The sequence below is a fragment of the Ochrobactrum sp. PL_is483 genome (assembly GCF_055816855.1).
Window position 1 is genome coordinate 100,365 of record NZ_JBVPGS010000030.1, and the last position, 17,255, is coordinate 117,619.

Consider the following 17,255-nt stretch of genomic DNA (forward strand, 5'->3'; position numbering starts at 1 on the left):
CGTAATAGCCGCCCGTTCATTGCTCGGCACCAGCTGGGGGCTGAACGGAGGGCCGGTCAAATGGTGCAAGTAGTTGCACTTTTGTCCGTGGAAGTCATAAGCGCTTCTGCCTCCCGTGTCTCCGCTCTCGACCGTCTCAAGTTTGCGCGTCCTTTCTTCTCCGGTTTACCGGATCAAGAGAAGTCGCAGAGGCTTAGCCGCTGGTGTCAGCATGTTGTAACAGAAGAAAGGCAAAGCCAATGGCTCTTTATGAACATGTGCTTCTTGCCCGCCAGGACATTTCCCAGCAGCAGGTCGACGCTCTCGTCGAACAGTTCAAGGGTGTCCTCGAAGCTAATGGCGGCAAGGTCGGTAAGGTCGAAAGCTGGGGTCTGCGTCCCCTCACCTACCGCATCAAGAAGAATCGCAAGGCGTATTACACGCTCGTAAACATTGACGCTCCGGCTGCAGCCGTTGCCGAAATGGAACGCCAGATGCGCATCAACGAAGACGTTCTTCGTTTCCTCACCGTTCGCGTTGAAGAACACGAAGAAGGCCAGTCGGCCATGCTCACCCGCCGTGACGACCGTCGCGAACGCGATGGTGATGATCGTCCGCGTCGCCGTGAAGGCGGTTTCGACCGCGGTGACAGAGGCGACCGCGGTGATCGCGGCCCACGCCGCCCGCGTGACAACGAAGCTGGTGAAGGAGCATAATCATGGTTGATATCAATCAGATCCCGACCCGTCGTCCTTTCCATCGCCGTCGCAAGACGTGCCCATTCTCCGGCGCAAACGCACCGAAGATCGACTATAAGGACATCAAGCTTCTGCAGCGTTACATTTCCGAACGCGGCAAGATCGTTCCTTCCCGTATTACGGCTGTCAGCCAGAAGAAGCAGCGTGAACTCGCCAAGGCGATCAAACGCGCTCGTTTCCTCGGCCTGCTGCCTTACGTTGTGAAGTAAGAACTAAATTCGGGAGGTGGCTCGCCTCCTCCCGTTTCCTCCGTTGCGATGGGCGTGGCGGACGTACCAAAAACCCAAGTTGAGACGACACTTGTCGACCGTCTCTAACTGCAGGACCGGCCAGACCGGAGCAGGACAGCGAAACTGATGAAATTCAATGGAACCATTATCGGTATCGGCATATTGGCGGGGCTTGCCTCAGCCTTGATGTCGTCCGGCGTCATCGTTCAAGGTGGCGCGATGGCCGCTGCCATGGCCATGGTTCTCTATTTCCTGACACCGCTTCCCATCTTCGTTGTTGCCCTTGGCTGGGGGTCGAGCGCCGGTATCGTTGCCGCTGCCACCGCCACGGTTGCCGTCGGCGTTGTCGCCGTCCCGCTCGCAGCCCTCTTGATGGCATTGACGAGCTTCATTCCAGCAGCAATCGGCGCTTATCTGTCCGGCCTCGCGCGGCCAGCGGAAGAAGTCGGCGGACCAAAGGATATTCTCGTCTGGTATCCGCTGTCGGACATCGTGTTCCGGCTTGCCCTTATGGTGGCGCTCAGCTTCGTCGTTATCGGTGCAATTCTCGGCTTCGGCCCGGACATGGCGCGCGAACTTGCAAGCACGCTCATTGACCGGGTTGCCGAAGCCGATCCCCAGTTCACGGCCAGCGAGGACATTCGGGACAATGTGACCGCGCTGCTGATGGTCGCCTTGCCTGCAATCCAGCCGGCAACGTGCCTCGCTATTCTCGTCGGCAATCTTTATCTGGCGCAGCGTCTGATCTCCATGTCGGGTCGGCAGCGCCGTCCGCGTGACGACTGGCCTGCGACGCTGCGTATGCCGCGTCCGGCTTTGCTTGTCTTCGCGGTCGCTCTTGCGGTCGCATTTCTTCCCGGCGGCGCCGGATTGATTGCAACCGTCGTCGCTGGTGCTCTTAGCGCAGGCTTCATGATATCAGGTCTTGCCATCATGCATTTTCGCACACGCGGCAAGATTTGGCGTCCGGTGGCGCTGTGGCTTGCCTACTTTGCGATCATACTTTTCGCATTCCTGCTTTTCGTCTTCATGGTTCTTGGACTTTTCGACACTTCGCGCGGCGCGCCGGTTTCGAAAATGCCTGGCACCGACAGTCAGTAAACCCAATAGAAACTCGAAAGGAAACTCCAATGGAAGTCATTCTTCTGGAACGCATTGGCCGCCTCGGCCAGATGGGCGAAACCGTCAAGGTTAAGGACGGCTATGCCCGCAACTTCCTGCTGCCGCAGGGCAAGGCTCTTCGTGCCAACGAAGCCAACAAGAAGAAGTTCGAAGGCCAGCGCGCTCAGCTCGAAGCCCAGAACCTGGAACGCAAGAACGAAGCCAGCGCCGTTGCTGAAAAGCTCAATGGCGAAAGCTTCATCGTCGTGCGTTCAGCTGGTGAAACCGGCCAGCTCTACGGTTCCGTTTCGACGCGTGACATTGCCGAGATCATCTCCGCCAATGGCTTCACCCTGCACCGCAATCAGGTTGAACTGAACCACCCGATCAAGACGATCGGCCTGCACGAAGTCTCGATTTCGCTGCACCCGGAAGTTCAGGTTCAGGTTACGGTCAACATCGCCCGTTCGACCGAAGAAGCCGAACGTCAGGCAAAGGGTGAAGACCTGACCTCGATCGAAGCCATCTACGGCATCGAAGAACAGCCTCTGTCGGAAGAAGTTTTCGACGACGAAGACGAAGCTGAAGATCAGGCTTAATTAGCCGCCTATTATCCGTGGGAATGGCCTGCCCGATGGCTCGCATTCCCATCGTGGTAAACTTTATATGATCATGCCCGGCGGCCTCCGTCGGGCATTTTCTCTTTTCAGATCGGTAAAACTCCCTATTCTGTTCATTAGTGTTGGATTGCAGAGGGTGCCGACGGAAACGTCTGCGTTGCTTGGGCACGACTCCCAAGGCCGATTGACCGACTGGGATATTGCCTGAAATCTGATGACAGAGCGGCTCTGATACCATGCACCGCCGCCTGCCATGCAAACGCATGGACGTGCACTCGCTTCAATCCTGGAGAGGAGATGGGGCCGATGTATGGAATGTTGCGTACTGTTCTTTCGCATATGATTAAAACCGGTGATCTGACTGTCACCGATTCCGAAGGGTCGCGATTTCAGTATGGCGACAAGACCGGCGCGCCGGTTCATGTACAGTTCAAGACCAAGCATGCCGAGCGCGCCGTTGCGCTCGACCCGGAACTGAAGCTCGCCGAATGTTTCATGGATGGCGAGATCGACTTTCTGGAAGGCGATATCTATACGCTGCTTCAGGTGGTGTTTGAAAATACCGGACCGACGGCGGCAACCGAGCCATGGATGAAAGCTGCGGGAAAACTGCGCGTGCTCTTCCGCCGTTTCCAGCAGATGAACACGATTTCACGTTCATCGAGCAATATCAAAAGTCATTATGACCTGTCCGGCGAGCTCTACGACCTGTTTCTCGATCCCGACAAGCAATATTCCTGCGCTTATTTCGATCCGCCAAACGCCACGCTGGCCGAAGCACAGCTCGCCAAGAAACGCCACATCGCCGCCAAGATGCTGGTGAAGGAAGGGGACAAGGTGCTCGATATCGGCTGCGGCTGGGGCGGCATGGGGCTTTATCTCGCCCGCCATCTCAAGGCCAATGTCACGGGCGTAACCTTATCCGAAGAGCAGCACGCTATCGCCAACCAGCGCGCGAAGGATGAGGGACTGGCCGATAGGGCGAAATTCGAGCTGACCGATTATCGCAATATCGATGACAAGTTTGACAGGCTTGTTTCTGTCGGCATGTTCGAGCATGTCGGTGTCGGGCATTTTGCCGAATACTTTCAGCATGTAGCGCGGCTGATGAAGCCGGATGGCGTTTTTCTGCTGCACGCCATCGGACGTGCCGATGGGCCGGGAGCGACCAATCCGTTCATCCGCAAATACATCTTCCCCGGCGGTTATATCCCGGCGCTTTCAGAGGTTCTGCCGCATATCGAGAAGGCCGGACTTTATGTCACCGACGTAGAAATCCTGCGGCTGCACTATGCGGAAACGCTGAAGGCGTGGCGAGAGGCATTCATGGCCAATCGCGACAAGGCAAAGGCACTTTATGACGAGCGCTTCTGCCGCATGTGGGAATTTTATCTTGCTGCATCGGAAAGCGCATTCCGCTGGCAGAACATGATGGTGTTCCACATCCAGATCGCGCACAAGCAGGAATCCGTTCCGCTGACCCGCAACTATATCGAGGCCGAGGAGAAGCGCCTCAAACGCCTCGACAGCGCACCGAAAGGGGCCAATAGCGAGGTGCGGGCAGTCAAGAAAAGCATGAACGCCTCAATTTAATTCCGCCGATTCGATATGTCAGTCCGCGTCAATAGCGGGCTGACCAAACGACGATCCCAACTGTGGATCAGTGTGAATCATGGTATAGCTTGTCTCTTCCAGCAGGAATCACCCGAAGCGTCGTTGCGTTTGGCATCGCTTGAGGGTTAGCTGGTTGCATCAGGGACAGGAATTGGAATCATGGCGGAAGCGGCGGTACGTAAACTCGACGACGCGCGGGAGCAGAAAGACGCGCTCTATCGTGAAGCACCCCACAATATTGAAGCGGAACAGGCGCTGCTCGGCGCCATTCTGATCAATAACGATGCGTTTTACCGGGTATCGGACTTCCTCAAGCCCACCCATTTCTTCGAGCCGCTGCACCGCCGCATCTATGAGATCACGACCGATCTTATCCGCGTCGGCAAGATGGCCAATCCGGTGACGATGAAGACCTTCCTGCCCACTGAAGGCAAGGTGGGCGATCTCACGATTTTCCAATATGTGACCCGTCTCGCAACTGAAGCCGTCACCATCATCAACGCCGAAGATTACGGCCGCGCCATTTACGATCTGGCGACCCGGCGTGCGCTGATCGGCATCGGCGAAGACATGGTGAATGTTGCCTATGATGCGCCTGTCGACATGGCGCCGCAGGAACAGATCGAGGACGCCGAACGCCGCCTGTTCGAACTGGCCGAAACGGGCCGATATGACGGCGGTTTCCTGCCCTTCAAGGACGCGGTGACAACCGCCGTGGACATGGCCAACGCCGCTTTCATGCGCGATGGGCATCTTTCCGGCATTTCGACCGGCATCCACACGCTCGACGGCAAGATGGGCGGTTTACAGCCCTCCGACTTGATCATTCTTGCCGGTCGTCCGGGCATGGGCAAAACCTCGCTTGCCACCAATATCGCCTTCAACATCGCCAATGCCTATGAAGGCGAACAGCAGGCCGATGGGTCGATGAAGGCCGTGAATGGCGGCGTCGTCGGCTTCTTCTCGCTCGAAATGTCGGCGGAACAGCTCGCCACCCGTATCATTTCCGAGCAGACGGAAGTTTCGTCTTCGAAAATCCGCCGCGGCGACATCACCGAGACCGACTTTGAAAAGCTCGTCGCCTGCTCACAGGTGATGCAGAAAATCCCGCTCTATATCGACCAGACCGGTGGCATCTCCATCGCCCAGCTCGCAGCACGAGCGCGCCGCCTCAAGCGCCAGCGCGGTCTCGACGTTCTGGTGATCGACTATGTGCAGCTGATGACTGGCTCGTCGAAAGCTTCGGCACAAAACCGCGTGCAGGAAATCACGGAAATCACCACCGGTCTCAAGGCGCTCGGCAAGGAACTGAACGTTCCGATCATTGCCCTTTCACAGCTCTCTCGTCAGGTGGAAAGCCGCGACGACAAGCGCCCGCAGCTTTCCGACCTTCGTGAATCGGGCTCCATCGAACAGGATGCCGACGTGGTGCTGTTCGTGTTCCGCGAGGAATATTACGTCAAGAACCTTGAGCCGCGCGACGAATTCGATCCGAAGTATGAAGAATGGAAGCAGCATTTTGAAAAAGTGCGCGGCACTGCTGACGTCATTATCGCCAAGCAGCGTCACGGGCCTACTGGCACCGTCAAACTCGCGTTCCAGTCTGAATTCACGCGATTTGCAGATTTGGCCGAGGGTTCCTATCTTCCGGAACAATATGAATAAACTCACATTCGCGATGGAGCGCGTCTGATGGCCAAGGCGCGTGTTCAGTTCATCTGCCAGAATTGCGGCACGGTCCATTCGCGCTGGGCGGGCAAGTGCGACTCCTGCGGCGAGTGGAACACGCTCGTTGAGGAAGGCACGAATAGCGGCATCGGCTCCGGGCCGGGCGCCATGCTGTCCAAGCGCAAGGGGCGCGCTGTCGCCCTCACCTCGCTTTCCGGCGATATAGAGGACGCGCCACGCATCATTTCCGGCATCAGCGAGCTTGACCGCGTTACCGGCGGCGGTTTCGTGCGCGGTTCTGCGCTTTTGATCGGCGGCGATCCCGGTATTGGCAAATCCACGCTTTTGACACAGGCTGCCGCTGCCCTTTCCAATCGCGGTCATCGCATTGTCTATGTTTCAGGTGAAGAAGCGGTCGCACAGATCCGCTTGCGCGCCCAGCGTCTGGGCGTGGCCTCGTCGGCGGTGGAGCTTGCTGCGGAGACCAATGTCGAAGACATTATCGCCACCATTTCAGACGCCAAACGGCCCGATCTCGTCATCATCGATTCCATCCAGACGCTGTGGACCGACATGGCGGATTCCGCGCCCGGCACGGTCACGCAGGTACGCTCGTCAGCACAGGCGCTGATCCGCTATGCCAAGCAGACGGGCGCAGCGGTTGTGCTGGTCGGCCACGTGACCAAGGAGGGCCAGATCGCCGGTCCCCGCGTGGTCGAGCACATGGTTGACGGCGTTCTTTATTTCGAGGGCGAAGGCGGTCACCACTACCGCATTCTGAGAACGGTGAAGAACCGCTTCGGCCCGACCGACGAAATCGGCGTTTTCGAAATGTCCGATGGCGGCTTGCGCGAAGTGTCCAATCCGTCTGAGCTTTTCCTCGGCGAGCGCAATGCCAAGGCTCCCGGCGCCGCCGTCTTCGCCGGTATGGAGGGCACGCGCCCAGTGCTGGTGGAAATCCAGGCGCTTGTCGCGCCCTCCTCGCTCGGCACGCCGCGTCGCGCGGTCGTCGGCTGGGATGGCGGGCGACTTGCCATGATCCTTGCCGTTCTCGAATCGCATTGCGGCGTTCGTTTCGGCCAGCACGATGTCTATCTGAATGTTGCAGGCGGTTATCGCATCAGCGAGCCTGCTGCGGATATAGCTGTGGCTGCCGCACTGGTTTCATCCATGGCCGGTATTGCCCTTCCGCCAGATTGTGTTTATTTCGGCGAAATCAGCCTTTCCGGTGCTGTTCGTGCGGTAACGCATGCGGTACAGAGGCTCAAGGAAGCGGAGAAACTCGGCTTCCGGCAGGCAGAAGTGCCCGGCGGCAGCGGCGAACTTTGGAAAGATCGTAGCTTCCGTCTGATGGAAACTTCGGCTCTGCCCGATCTTGTGGCGCGTATTGCGGCTTCAGGCTCCGGAAAGAAGCAATAAATCTGGAGTTTTATGACTGGAAGAATCTGTCAACCTTCCGGTGATAAGCTCCAGCATCTTTGACTGCCCTGCGCACTGAAATGATTGCGCAAAATAACTGAGGACAGGCCAGAATGCCGATAACCATGCTTGATGGAATTCTACTCGGGATAACGCTGGTTTCAGCCGTTCTGGCGATGGTTCGCGGGTTCTCCCGCGAAGTGCTGTCGCTGGTATCGTGGGCGGCAGCAGCGGCTGCGGCCTATCTCTTCTACCAGCCGGTTCTACCTTTCGTGCAGCCCTATATCAACAACGAAACCATTGCGAAGATCGCCGCCGCTGGCGCGGTTTTCCTCGTCGTGCTTATTGTCGTGTCGCTGATCACCATGAAGATTGCCGATTTCATCATCGACAGCCGTATCGGCGCGCTCGACCGCACGTTGGGCTTTCTGTTCGGTGGCGTGCGCGGCGTGCTTCTCGTTGTCGTTGCCATGCTGTTCTTCAACTGGCTTGTCCCGACCAACCAGCCAGCATGGGTAACCAATGCCAAATCCAAGCCGATGCTCGATTCCTTTGGCCAGCAGTTGATTGATCTTCTTCCAGCCAATCCTGACCAGATGATCGACAGGTTCAAGCCGCAGCACAATGCTCCCGCTTCTGGTGAGCAGGAAGAAGCGCCGGTTCCGGACGATACGCCTGCGCAGCAATAAGCCGTTTTCGATTATCGGGAAGCCGTCAGCCACACTGGCGGCTTTTCTGATTCTGGAACCAAAATAGCCAAGTTGACGCTCAAACATTGTCATTTCAGTTCCGCGATCATATTTCAGGCGGGAATTTGCGAGATTATTCGCGAGCATCGTGCGATACTGATATTCATGAGACTATATCGACGCAGCGGCGAACTCTTCGCTTTTAACAAAAAGCCATCTTGTGATAGAGAGGCGCTTTAGTTGCCTCTGCAATCGAAAGGCCTTGCGGCAATGACCAGCCATTCTTCTGAAAATGCCTCCTTTATGCTGGATGAAGACACCCTGCATGAAGAGTGCGGCGTATTTGGCATTCTTGGCCATGAAGACGCAGCCGCGTTGACCGCGTTGGGCCTGCATGCCCTTCAGCATCGCGGACAGGAAGCCGCCGGCATCGTTTCCTATCACAACCGCCGTTTTCATTCCGAGCGTCATATGGGCCTCGTCGGCGACCATTTCACCGATGCGGCGACGCTGCACCGTCTGCCAGGCGACCGCGCCATCGGCCATGTGCGTTATTCCACCACCGGCGAGACCATCCTGCGCAATGTGCAGCCATTGTTCGCGGAACTGGAAGTTGGCGGCATCGCCATCGCTCACAACGGCAACTTCACCAACGGCCTCACGCTCCGCAAGCAGCTGATCGCTTCCGGCGCGATCTTTCAGGCGACATCCGACACGGAAGTCGTGCTGCATATGATTGCCCGCTCGCGCCACTCATCCTCGTCCGACCGTTTCGTCGATGCCATCCGGCAGGTTGAAGGCGGCTATGCCATGCTGGCGCTGACCCGCACCAAGCTGATCGCCGCGCGCGATCCAATCGGCATTCGTCCCCTCGTCATGGGCGAACTGGACGGGAAACCAATCTTCTGCTCGGAAACCTGCGCCCTCGACATTATTGGAGCGAAATATATTCGCGACGTCGAAAACGGCGAAGTGATTATCTGCGAGATCCAGAAAGACGGCTCCATCACGACCGAATCCATCAAGGCTGAAAATCCGCAGCCAGAACGGCTCTGCCTGTTCGAATATGTCTATTTCGCCCGCCCTGACTCGGTCGTCGGCGGTCGCAGCGTCTATGTTGCGCGCAAGAACATGGGCATGGAGCTTGCCAAGGAAGCCGGTATCGAGGCCGATGTCGTTGTGCCAGTGCCCGATGGGGGCACACCTGCCGCTCTCGGCTTCGCGCAGGCCAGCGGCATTCCGTTCGAATATGGCATCATCCGCAACCATTATGTAGGCCGCACCTTCATCGAGCCGACGCAGCAAATTCGCGCGCTGGGCGTGAAGCTGAAACATTCGGCCAACCGCGCCATGATTGAAGGCAAGCGCGTGGTGCTGGTGGATGATTCCATCGTGCGCGGCACCACTTCCGTCAAGATCGTGCAAATGATCCGCGATGCAGGCGCAAAGGAAGTACATATTCGCGTGGCAAGTCCCATGATTTACCACCCGGATTTCTACGGTATCGACACCCCCCATGCCGATAAGCTGCTGGCAAACCAGCATGAAGACCTCGAATCCATGTGCCGCTATATCGGCGCGGATTCTCTGGCCTTCCTTTCCATCGACGGTCTGTACAAGGCTGTGGGCGGAAAGCCACGTGATCCGAAAGCACCGGCCTTTACCGATCACTACTTTACGGGCGAATATCCAACCCGTCTTCTCGATCAGGAAGGCGAGAGCAACGTCCATACGCTGTCTCTCCTCGCCAGCAACGGCTGATCGCCCAATCCTTTCACGCAGGCGGCCCAAAAGGCCGCCTGTTTCTTGTGTTTGAATGACATATGGGGACTAGATGAGCATCGACCTTACGGGCCGCATTGCACTGGTAACAGGCGCATCGCGCGGTATCGGCTATTTTCTTTCGCTTGAACTGGCAAAACGCGGCGCGCATGTGCTCGCGGTTGCGCGCACGGTCGGCGGACTGGAAGAGCTGGACGACGACATTCGCAAACTCGGCGGCAGCGCAACGCTGGTGCCTCTCGACATTACCGACATGGAAGCGATCGATCGCCTCGGCGGCTCCATTCATGAGCGCTGGGGCAAGCTCGATATCATGGTCGCCAATGCGGGCGTTCTCGGCACGATATCGCCCATCGGCCATGTCGAAGCCAAGACTTTCGAGAAAGTCATGAACGTCAACGTCACCAGTGTGTGGCGCCTCATTCGTTCTACCGATCCGCTGCTGCGCGCTTCCGATGCAGGGCGTGCCATTCTGCTTTCTTCCGGCGTGGCGCATACCTGCCGCGCCTTCTGGGGGCCTTATGCTGCCTCGAAAGCTGCTGTCGAAGTCATGGCGCGCAGCTGGGCTGAAGAAACGAAGCAGATGAAACTCAAGATCAACTCCGTCAATCCGGGTGCCACCCGTACGGCAATGCGCGCGCAGGCCATGCCGGGCGAAGATCCGGAAACACTGCCGACGCCGCAATCGGTTGCAGAAAAGATCGTCAAGCTTGCCGATCCGAAACTCGAAGTTAGCGGCAAACTTTTCGACGTCCGACAGGACCGCTTCCTCGACTATCATCTGCCGAGCTGATTTCTTTCTTCCGGCCTTGCCTGCAAGCGAGGCCGGTTCTATTTATTGCATTGTCTTCCGCTTCTTGCCGCCTGGCGGCGCTTCTTTCAGCGGACAATTCCCCCCACTTCCAGCCCCCTTCGTCACGCGCGAACCATCTTGGCACGCGTGCCCTTTGCTATTGGAGGATCTATGACCAGAAATCACGAACGTTTCATCATCATCAGCGGCGGGCCGGGATCCGGTAAAAGTACGCTGATCGATGCGCTTGAAAAGGACGGCTTCGCCCGTACCGTTGAAGCTGGACGCGCCATTATTCAGGATCAGGTCGCTATCAGCGGCAATGCCCTGCCCTGGAAGGATCGCACGCTTTTTGCCGAGTTGATGCTTTGCTGGGAGATGCGCTCGCACGCGATGGCGGAACAACAGCCTGGTACGGTTTTCTTCGATCGCGGTGTTCCCGACGTGATCGGCTATCTGACGCTGTGCGACCTGCCGGTTCAGCAACACATGGAAGAAGCTGCCCTCCAGGTCAGATATAACAGAACCGTGTTCCTGGCGCCGCCATGGGCGGAAATCTTCGGGCAGGATGCAGAGCGCAAGCAGGATTTCGAGGAAGCCGAACGCACTTTCGATGCGATGGACAAAACCTACAGGCGGCTCGGATATGAAATCGCGCTCCTGCCGAAAGTGTCGGTCCAGGAGCGCGTCGATTTCATCAAGCAGGCCTTGCCATCAGTTGTCGCCTGACGGCACATCCTCTTCGGTGCTGGCCTTTTCCTCAGACTTGCGGTCGGCGGCTTCGCGCCTGTTCCAGGCTGCCAGACTGAACGGAAGAAACGCAAGATAGGCGAGCGCCGTGATGCTCAATGTCTGCCAGGTGAAGCTCATCAGGAACGCGACATACACCACCACGAACAGGATCAGCGGCATGACGATATCGCGCCGGACAAGGCTGCCAGCCGATTTGCCATTATAAACCGGCAGGCGGCTTACCAGCAGGAACGCAATGGCCACGGTATAAACCGCGACCCCGAAAGCAAGCGCGCGTGTCGGGGTGAGGCCGAGAAAGCCAAGATAGACCGGCAGCAGGACGAGCATCGCACCGGCGGGCGCAGGCACGCCGATGAAATAGTTGCTTTGCCATGCGGGACGGTTCGGGTCTTCCAGCATGACATTGAAACGCGCCAGCCGCAGGCAGCAGGCAATGGCGTAGAGAAGTGCCGCGATCCAGCCGAAAGAGCGCGCCTGATCAAGCATGAAGGCATAGAGCACCAAGGCAGGCGCCACGCCGAAATTGACGATATCGGCCAATGAATCCATCTGGGCGCCGAACTTCGACGATCCCTTCATCATGCGCGCGACCCGTCCGTCGATGCCGTCCAGAAAAGCTGCGACGAGCACCATCATAACGGCAAGCTCGAAACGGTTCTCGAAGGCCAGACGGATGCCGGTAAGGCCGGCGCAGATAGCCAGAACCGTTATGACATTGGGAACGACGATACGCAGGGGTATCTGCGACAGCTTCGGGCCGCGCGATGAATCCACGCGGCCATTGGGCTCAAAAGGCGGAAAAGGTGTTTCCATCGGCTCAGCCGATCCGCACCACAGGCTCACCGCGCACGCTGCCGTAATCGGCCAGCACGGTTTCACCGGCCACAGCCGTCTGGCCAACAGCGACGCGAACGGTCGCTTCTGCCGGAAGATAGACATCGACGCGCGATCCGAAGCGGATCAGGCCGAACCGCTCGCCCACGGACAATTCATCATCCTCATTGGACCAGCAGACAATGCGTCGGGCAACAAGACCTGCAATCTGGACAACGCCGATCTTGCCGTGCGGGCTTTCGATCAGGACGCTGTTGCGTTCGTTTTCGGTGCTGGCTTTGTCCAGTTCCGCGTTGAGGAACTTGCCCGGACGATGCACGACCTTCTCGATCTTGCCGCGCACCGGCGAGCGGTTGATGTGGACCGAAAACACATTCATGAAGACCGACACGCGCATGCGTGGTTCGGCACCGAGGTCAAGTTCGACGGGCGGGACCGCCAGACCGACGAAGGAAACCTTGCCGTCGGCTGGGCTGATGACCAGATCGTCGTCCATCGGCGTCACGCGCTCGGGATCACGATAGAAATAGATGCACCAGACGGTCAGCACCATGCCGATCCAGAACAGCGGGTCCCAGAGCCAGCCGAGAATGAGCGAAACAACGAAAAAGCCCGCGATAAACGGATAGCCTTCCCGGTGGATCGGCACGAAAGTATTGCGGATAGTGTCAGTAAGGCTCATCGCTCTTCCTTTGAGTTTGGCCGTTATTTACCTCATCCTATCCGGAATCAAAATCCATTTCGCAAATTATTCACGGCTGTTAGGGCACGTGATCATGCCCTAATACAACTAACCACCAGCGAACCCGCTATTCCGCCGCCGGAACACCGCGCGAAACGACGCCCAGTTCGTCGCTTTGCCGCACCTGGCGCAGACGCTCTTCCGCCTCATCGGCCTCGCGCTGGCGAGCCCACATGGAAGCATAAAGCCCCTTGTGCTTGAGCAGCATGCGGTGCGTGCCTCTTTCGGCGATCAGGCCGTCTTTCAGGACGATGATCTCATCCGCGCCGATCACCGTCGACAGGCGATGCGCGATAACCAGCGTGGTCCGGCCCCGGCTGACAATGTCGAGTGCCGACTGGATTTCCTGCTCGGTTGCCGTATCGAGTGCGGAGGTAGCCTCATCGAGGATGAGGATCGGCGGGGCCTTCAGGATCGTGCGGGCAATGGCAACACGCTGTTTCTCTCCGCCTGAAAGCTTGAGGCCGCGTTCGCCGACCATGGATTGATAGCCTTCCGGCAGATGCTTGATGAAGCCCGAAATCTGCGCCAGTTCGGCTGCCTTTTCCACTTCTTCAGTCGTGGCATCGGGACGGCCATAACGAATATTATAGGCTATCGTATCGTTGAACAGCACGGTATCCTGCGGCACCATGCCGATGACCTTGCGCAGGCTTTCCTGCGTAACATCCCTGACATCCTGCCCGTCGACGGAGACCGACCCGGACTGGACATCATAGAAGCGGAACAGGAGCCGCGAGATGGTCGATTTTCCCGCACCCGACGGTCCGACAATCGCCACTGTCTTCCCTGCCGGAACTTCAAAACTGATGCCTTTGAGGATCGGACGGTTCGCATCATAGGCGAAATGCACGTCGTCGAAGCGAATTGCGCCGTGTTCGATTTTCAATGCTGGCGCATTGGATTTGTCGACGACTTCCTGCTTTACATCGAGAAGGTCGAACATCTGCTCGATATCGGTCAGGCCCTGACGGATTTCACGATAGATAAAGCCGATGAAGTTGAGCGGAATGGACAACTGCATCAGCAAGGCATTGATGAAAACGAAATCGCCGATGGATTGCGTCCCGGCCCGCACTTCCAGCGCCGACATGACCATGACAACCGCCATGCCGACACCAAAGATGACGGCCTGACCGAAGTTCAGCCAGCCGAGCGAGGTCCAGGTCTGGGTTGCCGCCTTTTCATAACGCGCCATCGAAGCATCGAAGCGCTGGGCTTCCATTTTCTCGTTGCCGAAATATTTGACCGTTTCGAAATTGAGCAGCGAGTCGATCGCCTTGGTGTTGGCGTCCGTATCGGAATTGTTCATTTCGCGGCGAATATTGATGCGCCAGTCACTCGCCTTGATCGTGAACCAAGTATAGAGCCAGACGGTTGCAGCCACCACGAGAAGGTATGAGATGCCGTAGGCGAAGGCGAAAATCACCGCCGTCAGCGCAAATTCCAGGATGGTGGGCAGTGTGTTGAGGATCGTGAAACGAACGATGGTTTCGATGCCCTTGGTGCCGCGCTCGATGACGCGCGAAAGCCCGCCTGTGCGTCGTTCCAGATGGAACCGCAAGGACAGCTGATGCATATGCACGAAGGTCTTATAGGCAAGCTGGCGCACCGCATATTGGCCGACACTCGCAAACAATGCGTCGCGAAGCTGGTTGAGACCGGCCTGTACGATCTTGGCGCCGTTATAGGCCAACACCAGCATCACCGCACCAACCAGAAACAGCGGAAGATAATCCGGCGGGTTCAGCTGGCCGGTCAAGGCGTTCGTCACCCATTTGAAGAAATAGGGGACGAGGATCAGCACGATCTTGGAAATCACCAGATAGAACGTGGCCCAGACGACGCGCATGCGAAGGTCCGGCCTGTCGGAAGGCCACATATAGGGCCAGAGATTTCGCAGTGTCTTGAACGTCTCGCCGGAGTCGGCGGAAACCGTTTTGGGGGAACTCATATCAGGGTCTTTCAATCAAACAGAGCTGACGCAGCAGTCACCGGAGAAAGTGGCAAGATGCGCGCGAATCGCGGACAGTTGCGGCCAGTTGATGCTGTAACGAGAGGTTTGGCGCTCGGGCCGGTAGTCGACCAGACCCGCCTGCACGAGAACCTTGAGGTGCTGAGAAACCGTCGATTGAGCGAGGTCGAGCTTGCCGACAATATCCTTGCAGCAGCAGGCCTCCTCCATCATCAACTGGCGGATAATGCGAATACGGACAGGATGCCCCAGCGCGGCGCAAATGCGCGCCGCCGCTTCATCATCAATGCCGAGCTGCGCCACATCGGGGGCTGCTTCGGCCAAGTTTTTGTCCAGAACTATCTTCATCGTCTATCGACGATATACGATTATGCCCTGAAGTTCAAGATTTGGAGACGTTCATTCCAGAAAAGGCCAGCAAATGGGAACACACTATCGTGACTGGTCTCCCGACCGAAACGCGCCGTCCCTTACAGGAAAGCGCAGTTCGGTTGCAAAAACGCTCATCAGTTCCTGTGCTCTTCCAACTGGCGCTTGACCTCGTCCTCACCCAAAGGTTCCTTCGGCATATTGAACACCTGCCCCGGCCAGATCAGGTCCGGATTGCGGATCTGGTCGCGATTGGCGAGATAGATTGTCGTGTATCGGGTGCCTTTGCCATAGGTGCGCTTGGAGATCGTCCAGAGATTGTCTCCGCGCCGGATGATGACAGAACCTTCAACTTTCTGGAGCGGGGCCGCAGCTTCGCCATGCACGCCCGAAGGCGCGGTCGCCTGACCATCCGTATCGGGGGCAATGGCTGAAATATTTTCACCGGCTTCGCGGCGGAACGGCACGCGAGCTGTCGCCAAAACCCGATTGGCATTGTCAAGCAGGTCAGCGCGAATGATATAATCGCCGACACTGAGGGGCTGCTTGCTCTGCACCAGAAAACGGCCATCAGGTGAAATGGGGCTTGCGCCGAGCAGCGTATCGTTGGCGTGAACGATCACGCGATTACCGCCCTTGGCCTTACCCGCCACGAACACGGATTGGCCTTCGATCTCCACTGCTTCAATGGCAATCGGCAAATCCTGCACAGGCTTGGATTCCGGCTTGTCAGCCTTGTCCGGAGCTTCGGAAGCAGCTTCCGTATTTTCCTGCGGTTTCGCCGCCGTTTCCGGCTTTGTGATCAGGCGACTTGCCTGACCGGGCTCCTCGACCAGCGCCAGCACCTGTCCCGATTTGGTTTCTGGCACCGATACAATGGCGGTTTGTGCGGAAGTGGCAACATTGTTGTCCGCACCGGTCGAGCGCAAGACAAGCTGGTGGTCGCCCGCTTTCAAGGGTTCATCCAGCACAACGGCGAAATCGCCAGTGGCTCCGGCCTTTGCCTTTCCGACAACGTTTGCCCCTGCCACAACCTCGACATCGGCATTGGGAAGCGCCTTGCCGGCGATCACGACCGAACCGTCAGGCTCGACGCGAAGAAGATCGAAAACCGGCGTCTTGTTCGGGTGTTCTGCGGGAGCGGCATCGGCCTGTTTGGCAGGCTCTTCGGATTGCGCGGCTTGCGGCTTCGCATCATTGGGCGCAGGGTTGGTCGCCTCTGGCGCTTTGGTCTCCGATGGTGTTGCTTGAGGCTGCGCTGGCACATCGCCAGACACTGGCGCAGCCACATTGGATTGCGGCACCTCAATGCGGGATCGTGTTGCATTCCAATAGAGGCCGAGCCCGACAACAATTGCGACGAGCCCGATACCGAGCAATCCTAACCTGTTCTTTTGCATTTCGTTTCGAAACCCACGCCAGAGACTATAATGACGGGTTTATAGCTTTTGGCTTCCCCCCACAAGAAATCTGCACCGAAACGGCAAAAGGTACGAGGCTTTTTATTAGCAGGGTTATTGTTCTACACAGTTTGTCGGCTTCGACTGGTCCGGATCGTCCATAAGGTTATAAAGATCGGCCGTTTCGCCCTTGGTCCACCAGATATAAACGCCGCCGGCATATTTGGCTCCAGAGCCGGAGAGGACGTTGGAGGCGATGACGGTTTCGTCTTCCAGCTCCAGTTCGGCAAGCGAAATATCACCGGCATTGTAGTAGGTTACCGAAACATTATTCTCGCCGCATTTGTAGAGAACGGAGTTGGTCGTCACTTCGGTGTCGTCCGGCAGCTTGATGTTGATCTCGCCCGCTGATGTGGATGAGGCGGCAAAGGTAAGCCCGAGAAACACAACCCAGTTCTTCATATCCAATCCACTTCTCGATCTGGAACACATACTGATTGAGATATAACAATCGCCACAAATGTCCAAC

The 17,255-nt window shown here is 57.5% G+C and carries 17 protein-coding genes; 11 read left to right on the plus strand and 6 right to left on the minus strand.

The features are described 5' to 3' along the window. Positions 1-239 precede the first annotated feature (239 nt). The 11 genes from rpsF (at position 240) to AC0TNJ_RS06945 (ending at position 11,382) form a co-directional block, all read left to right on the plus strand. Positions 240-695 carry a 30S ribosomal protein S6 gene (rpsF, locus tag AC0TNJ_RS06895; RefSeq protein ID WP_122003209.1) on the plus strand — a complete coding sequence of 152 codons (456 nt, stop codon included), beginning with the start codon at positions 240-242 and terminating at the stop codon, positions 693-695. A gap of 2 nt (positions 696-697) precedes the next feature. Further along, a complete protein-coding gene (gene rpsR / locus AC0TNJ_RS06900) occupies positions 698-946 on the plus strand; it encodes a 30S ribosomal protein S18 (RefSeq protein WP_006466219.1) in 249 nt (82 codons plus the stop codon). Positions 947-1,093: 147 nt separating this feature from the next. Beyond that, positions 1,094-2,068 (plus strand): DUF2232 domain-containing protein, encoded by a 975-nt coding sequence (locus AC0TNJ_RS06905; RefSeq protein ID WP_122003208.1) that lies wholly within the window; start codon positions 1,094-1,096, stop codon positions 2,066-2,068. Positions 2,069-2,097: 29 nt separating this feature from the next. Beyond that, complete coding sequence (rplI, locus tag AC0TNJ_RS06910; protein ID WP_006470673.1) at positions 2,098-2,667, plus strand: 50S ribosomal protein L9; 570 nt, start codon at positions 2,098-2,100, stop codon at positions 2,665-2,667. Positions 2,668-2,994: 327 nt separating this feature from the next. Then, a complete protein-coding gene (locus AC0TNJ_RS06915) occupies positions 2,995-4,281 on the plus strand; it encodes a class I SAM-dependent methyltransferase (protein WP_473770666.1) in 1,287 nt (428 codons plus the stop codon). A gap of 180 nt (positions 4,282-4,461) precedes the next feature. Continuing rightward, positions 4,462-5,967, plus strand: coding sequence for a replicative DNA helicase (locus AC0TNJ_RS06920; RefSeq protein ID WP_122003205.1), 1,506 nt, complete (start codon positions 4,462-4,464; stop codon positions 5,965-5,967). Positions 5,968-5,994: 27 nt separating this feature from the next. Continuing rightward, positions 5,995-7,389, plus strand: coding sequence for a DNA repair protein RadA (gene radA, locus AC0TNJ_RS06925; RefSeq protein ID WP_021586124.1), 1,395 nt, complete (start codon positions 5,995-5,997; stop codon positions 7,387-7,389). Positions 7,390-7,502: 113 nt separating this feature from the next. Further along, the gene (locus AC0TNJ_RS06930) at positions 7,503-8,078 is read left to right on the plus strand and encodes a CvpA family protein (RefSeq protein ID WP_122003204.1); all 576 of its coding nucleotides are present in this window, start codon (positions 7,503-7,505) and stop codon (positions 8,076-8,078) included. Positions 8,079-8,348: 270 nt separating this feature from the next. Beyond that, positions 8,349-9,839, plus strand: a complete 1,491-nt coding sequence (gene purF / locus AC0TNJ_RS06935) for an amidophosphoribosyltransferase (RefSeq protein ID WP_122003203.1) — start codon at positions 8,349-8,351, stop codon at positions 9,837-9,839. 73 nt (positions 9,840-9,912) lie between these two features. Then, on the plus strand, positions 9,913-10,653 hold the full coding sequence (locus AC0TNJ_RS06940; RefSeq protein WP_122003202.1) for an SDR family NAD(P)-dependent oxidoreductase: 741 nt from the start codon (positions 9,913-9,915) through the stop codon (positions 10,651-10,653). Between the two features lie 171 nt (positions 10,654-10,824). Next, positions 10,825-11,382 (plus strand): AAA family ATPase, encoded by a 558-nt coding sequence (locus AC0TNJ_RS06945; RefSeq protein WP_473770667.1) that lies wholly within the window; start codon positions 10,825-10,827, stop codon positions 11,380-11,382. On the opposite strand, the gene pssA is transcribed toward AC0TNJ_RS06945, so the two are convergent. From pssA to AC0TNJ_RS06975, 6 genes are all read right to left on the minus strand, one after another. Next, positions 11,368-12,219 carry a CDP-diacylglycerol--serine O-phosphatidyltransferase gene (gene pssA, locus AC0TNJ_RS06950; protein WP_473770668.1) on the minus strand — a complete coding sequence of 284 codons (852 nt, stop codon included), beginning with the start codon at positions 12,217-12,219 and terminating at the stop codon, positions 11,368-11,370. The genes AC0TNJ_RS06945 and pssA overlap by 15 nt on opposite strands. A gap of 4 nt (positions 12,220-12,223) precedes the next feature. Next, entirely contained in the window at positions 12,224-12,922 is a 699-nt protein-coding gene (locus AC0TNJ_RS06955; RefSeq protein WP_473770669.1) for a phosphatidylserine decarboxylase, read from the minus strand. A gap of 127 nt (positions 12,923-13,049) precedes the next feature. Further along, positions 13,050-14,936, minus strand: coding sequence for an ABCB family ABC transporter ATP-binding protein/permease (locus AC0TNJ_RS06960; protein WP_473768699.1), 1,887 nt, complete (start codon positions 14,934-14,936; stop codon positions 13,050-13,052). 15 nt (positions 14,937-14,951) lie between these two features. Further along, on the minus strand, positions 14,952-15,281 hold the full coding sequence (locus tag AC0TNJ_RS06965) for an ArsR/SmtB family transcription factor (RefSeq protein ID WP_473770670.1): 330 nt from the start codon (positions 15,279-15,281) through the stop codon (positions 14,952-14,954). 182 nt (positions 15,282-15,463) lie between these two features. Continuing rightward, positions 15,464-16,726, minus strand: coding sequence for an Ig-like domain-containing protein (locus tag AC0TNJ_RS06970; RefSeq protein ID WP_473770671.1), 1,263 nt, complete (start codon positions 16,724-16,726; stop codon positions 15,464-15,466). Between the two features lie 114 nt (positions 16,727-16,840). Beyond that, entirely contained in the window at positions 16,841-17,188 is a 348-nt protein-coding gene (locus AC0TNJ_RS06975; RefSeq protein ID WP_473770672.1) for an MliC family protein, read from the minus strand. Between the last annotated feature and the right edge of the window lie 67 nt (positions 17,189-17,255).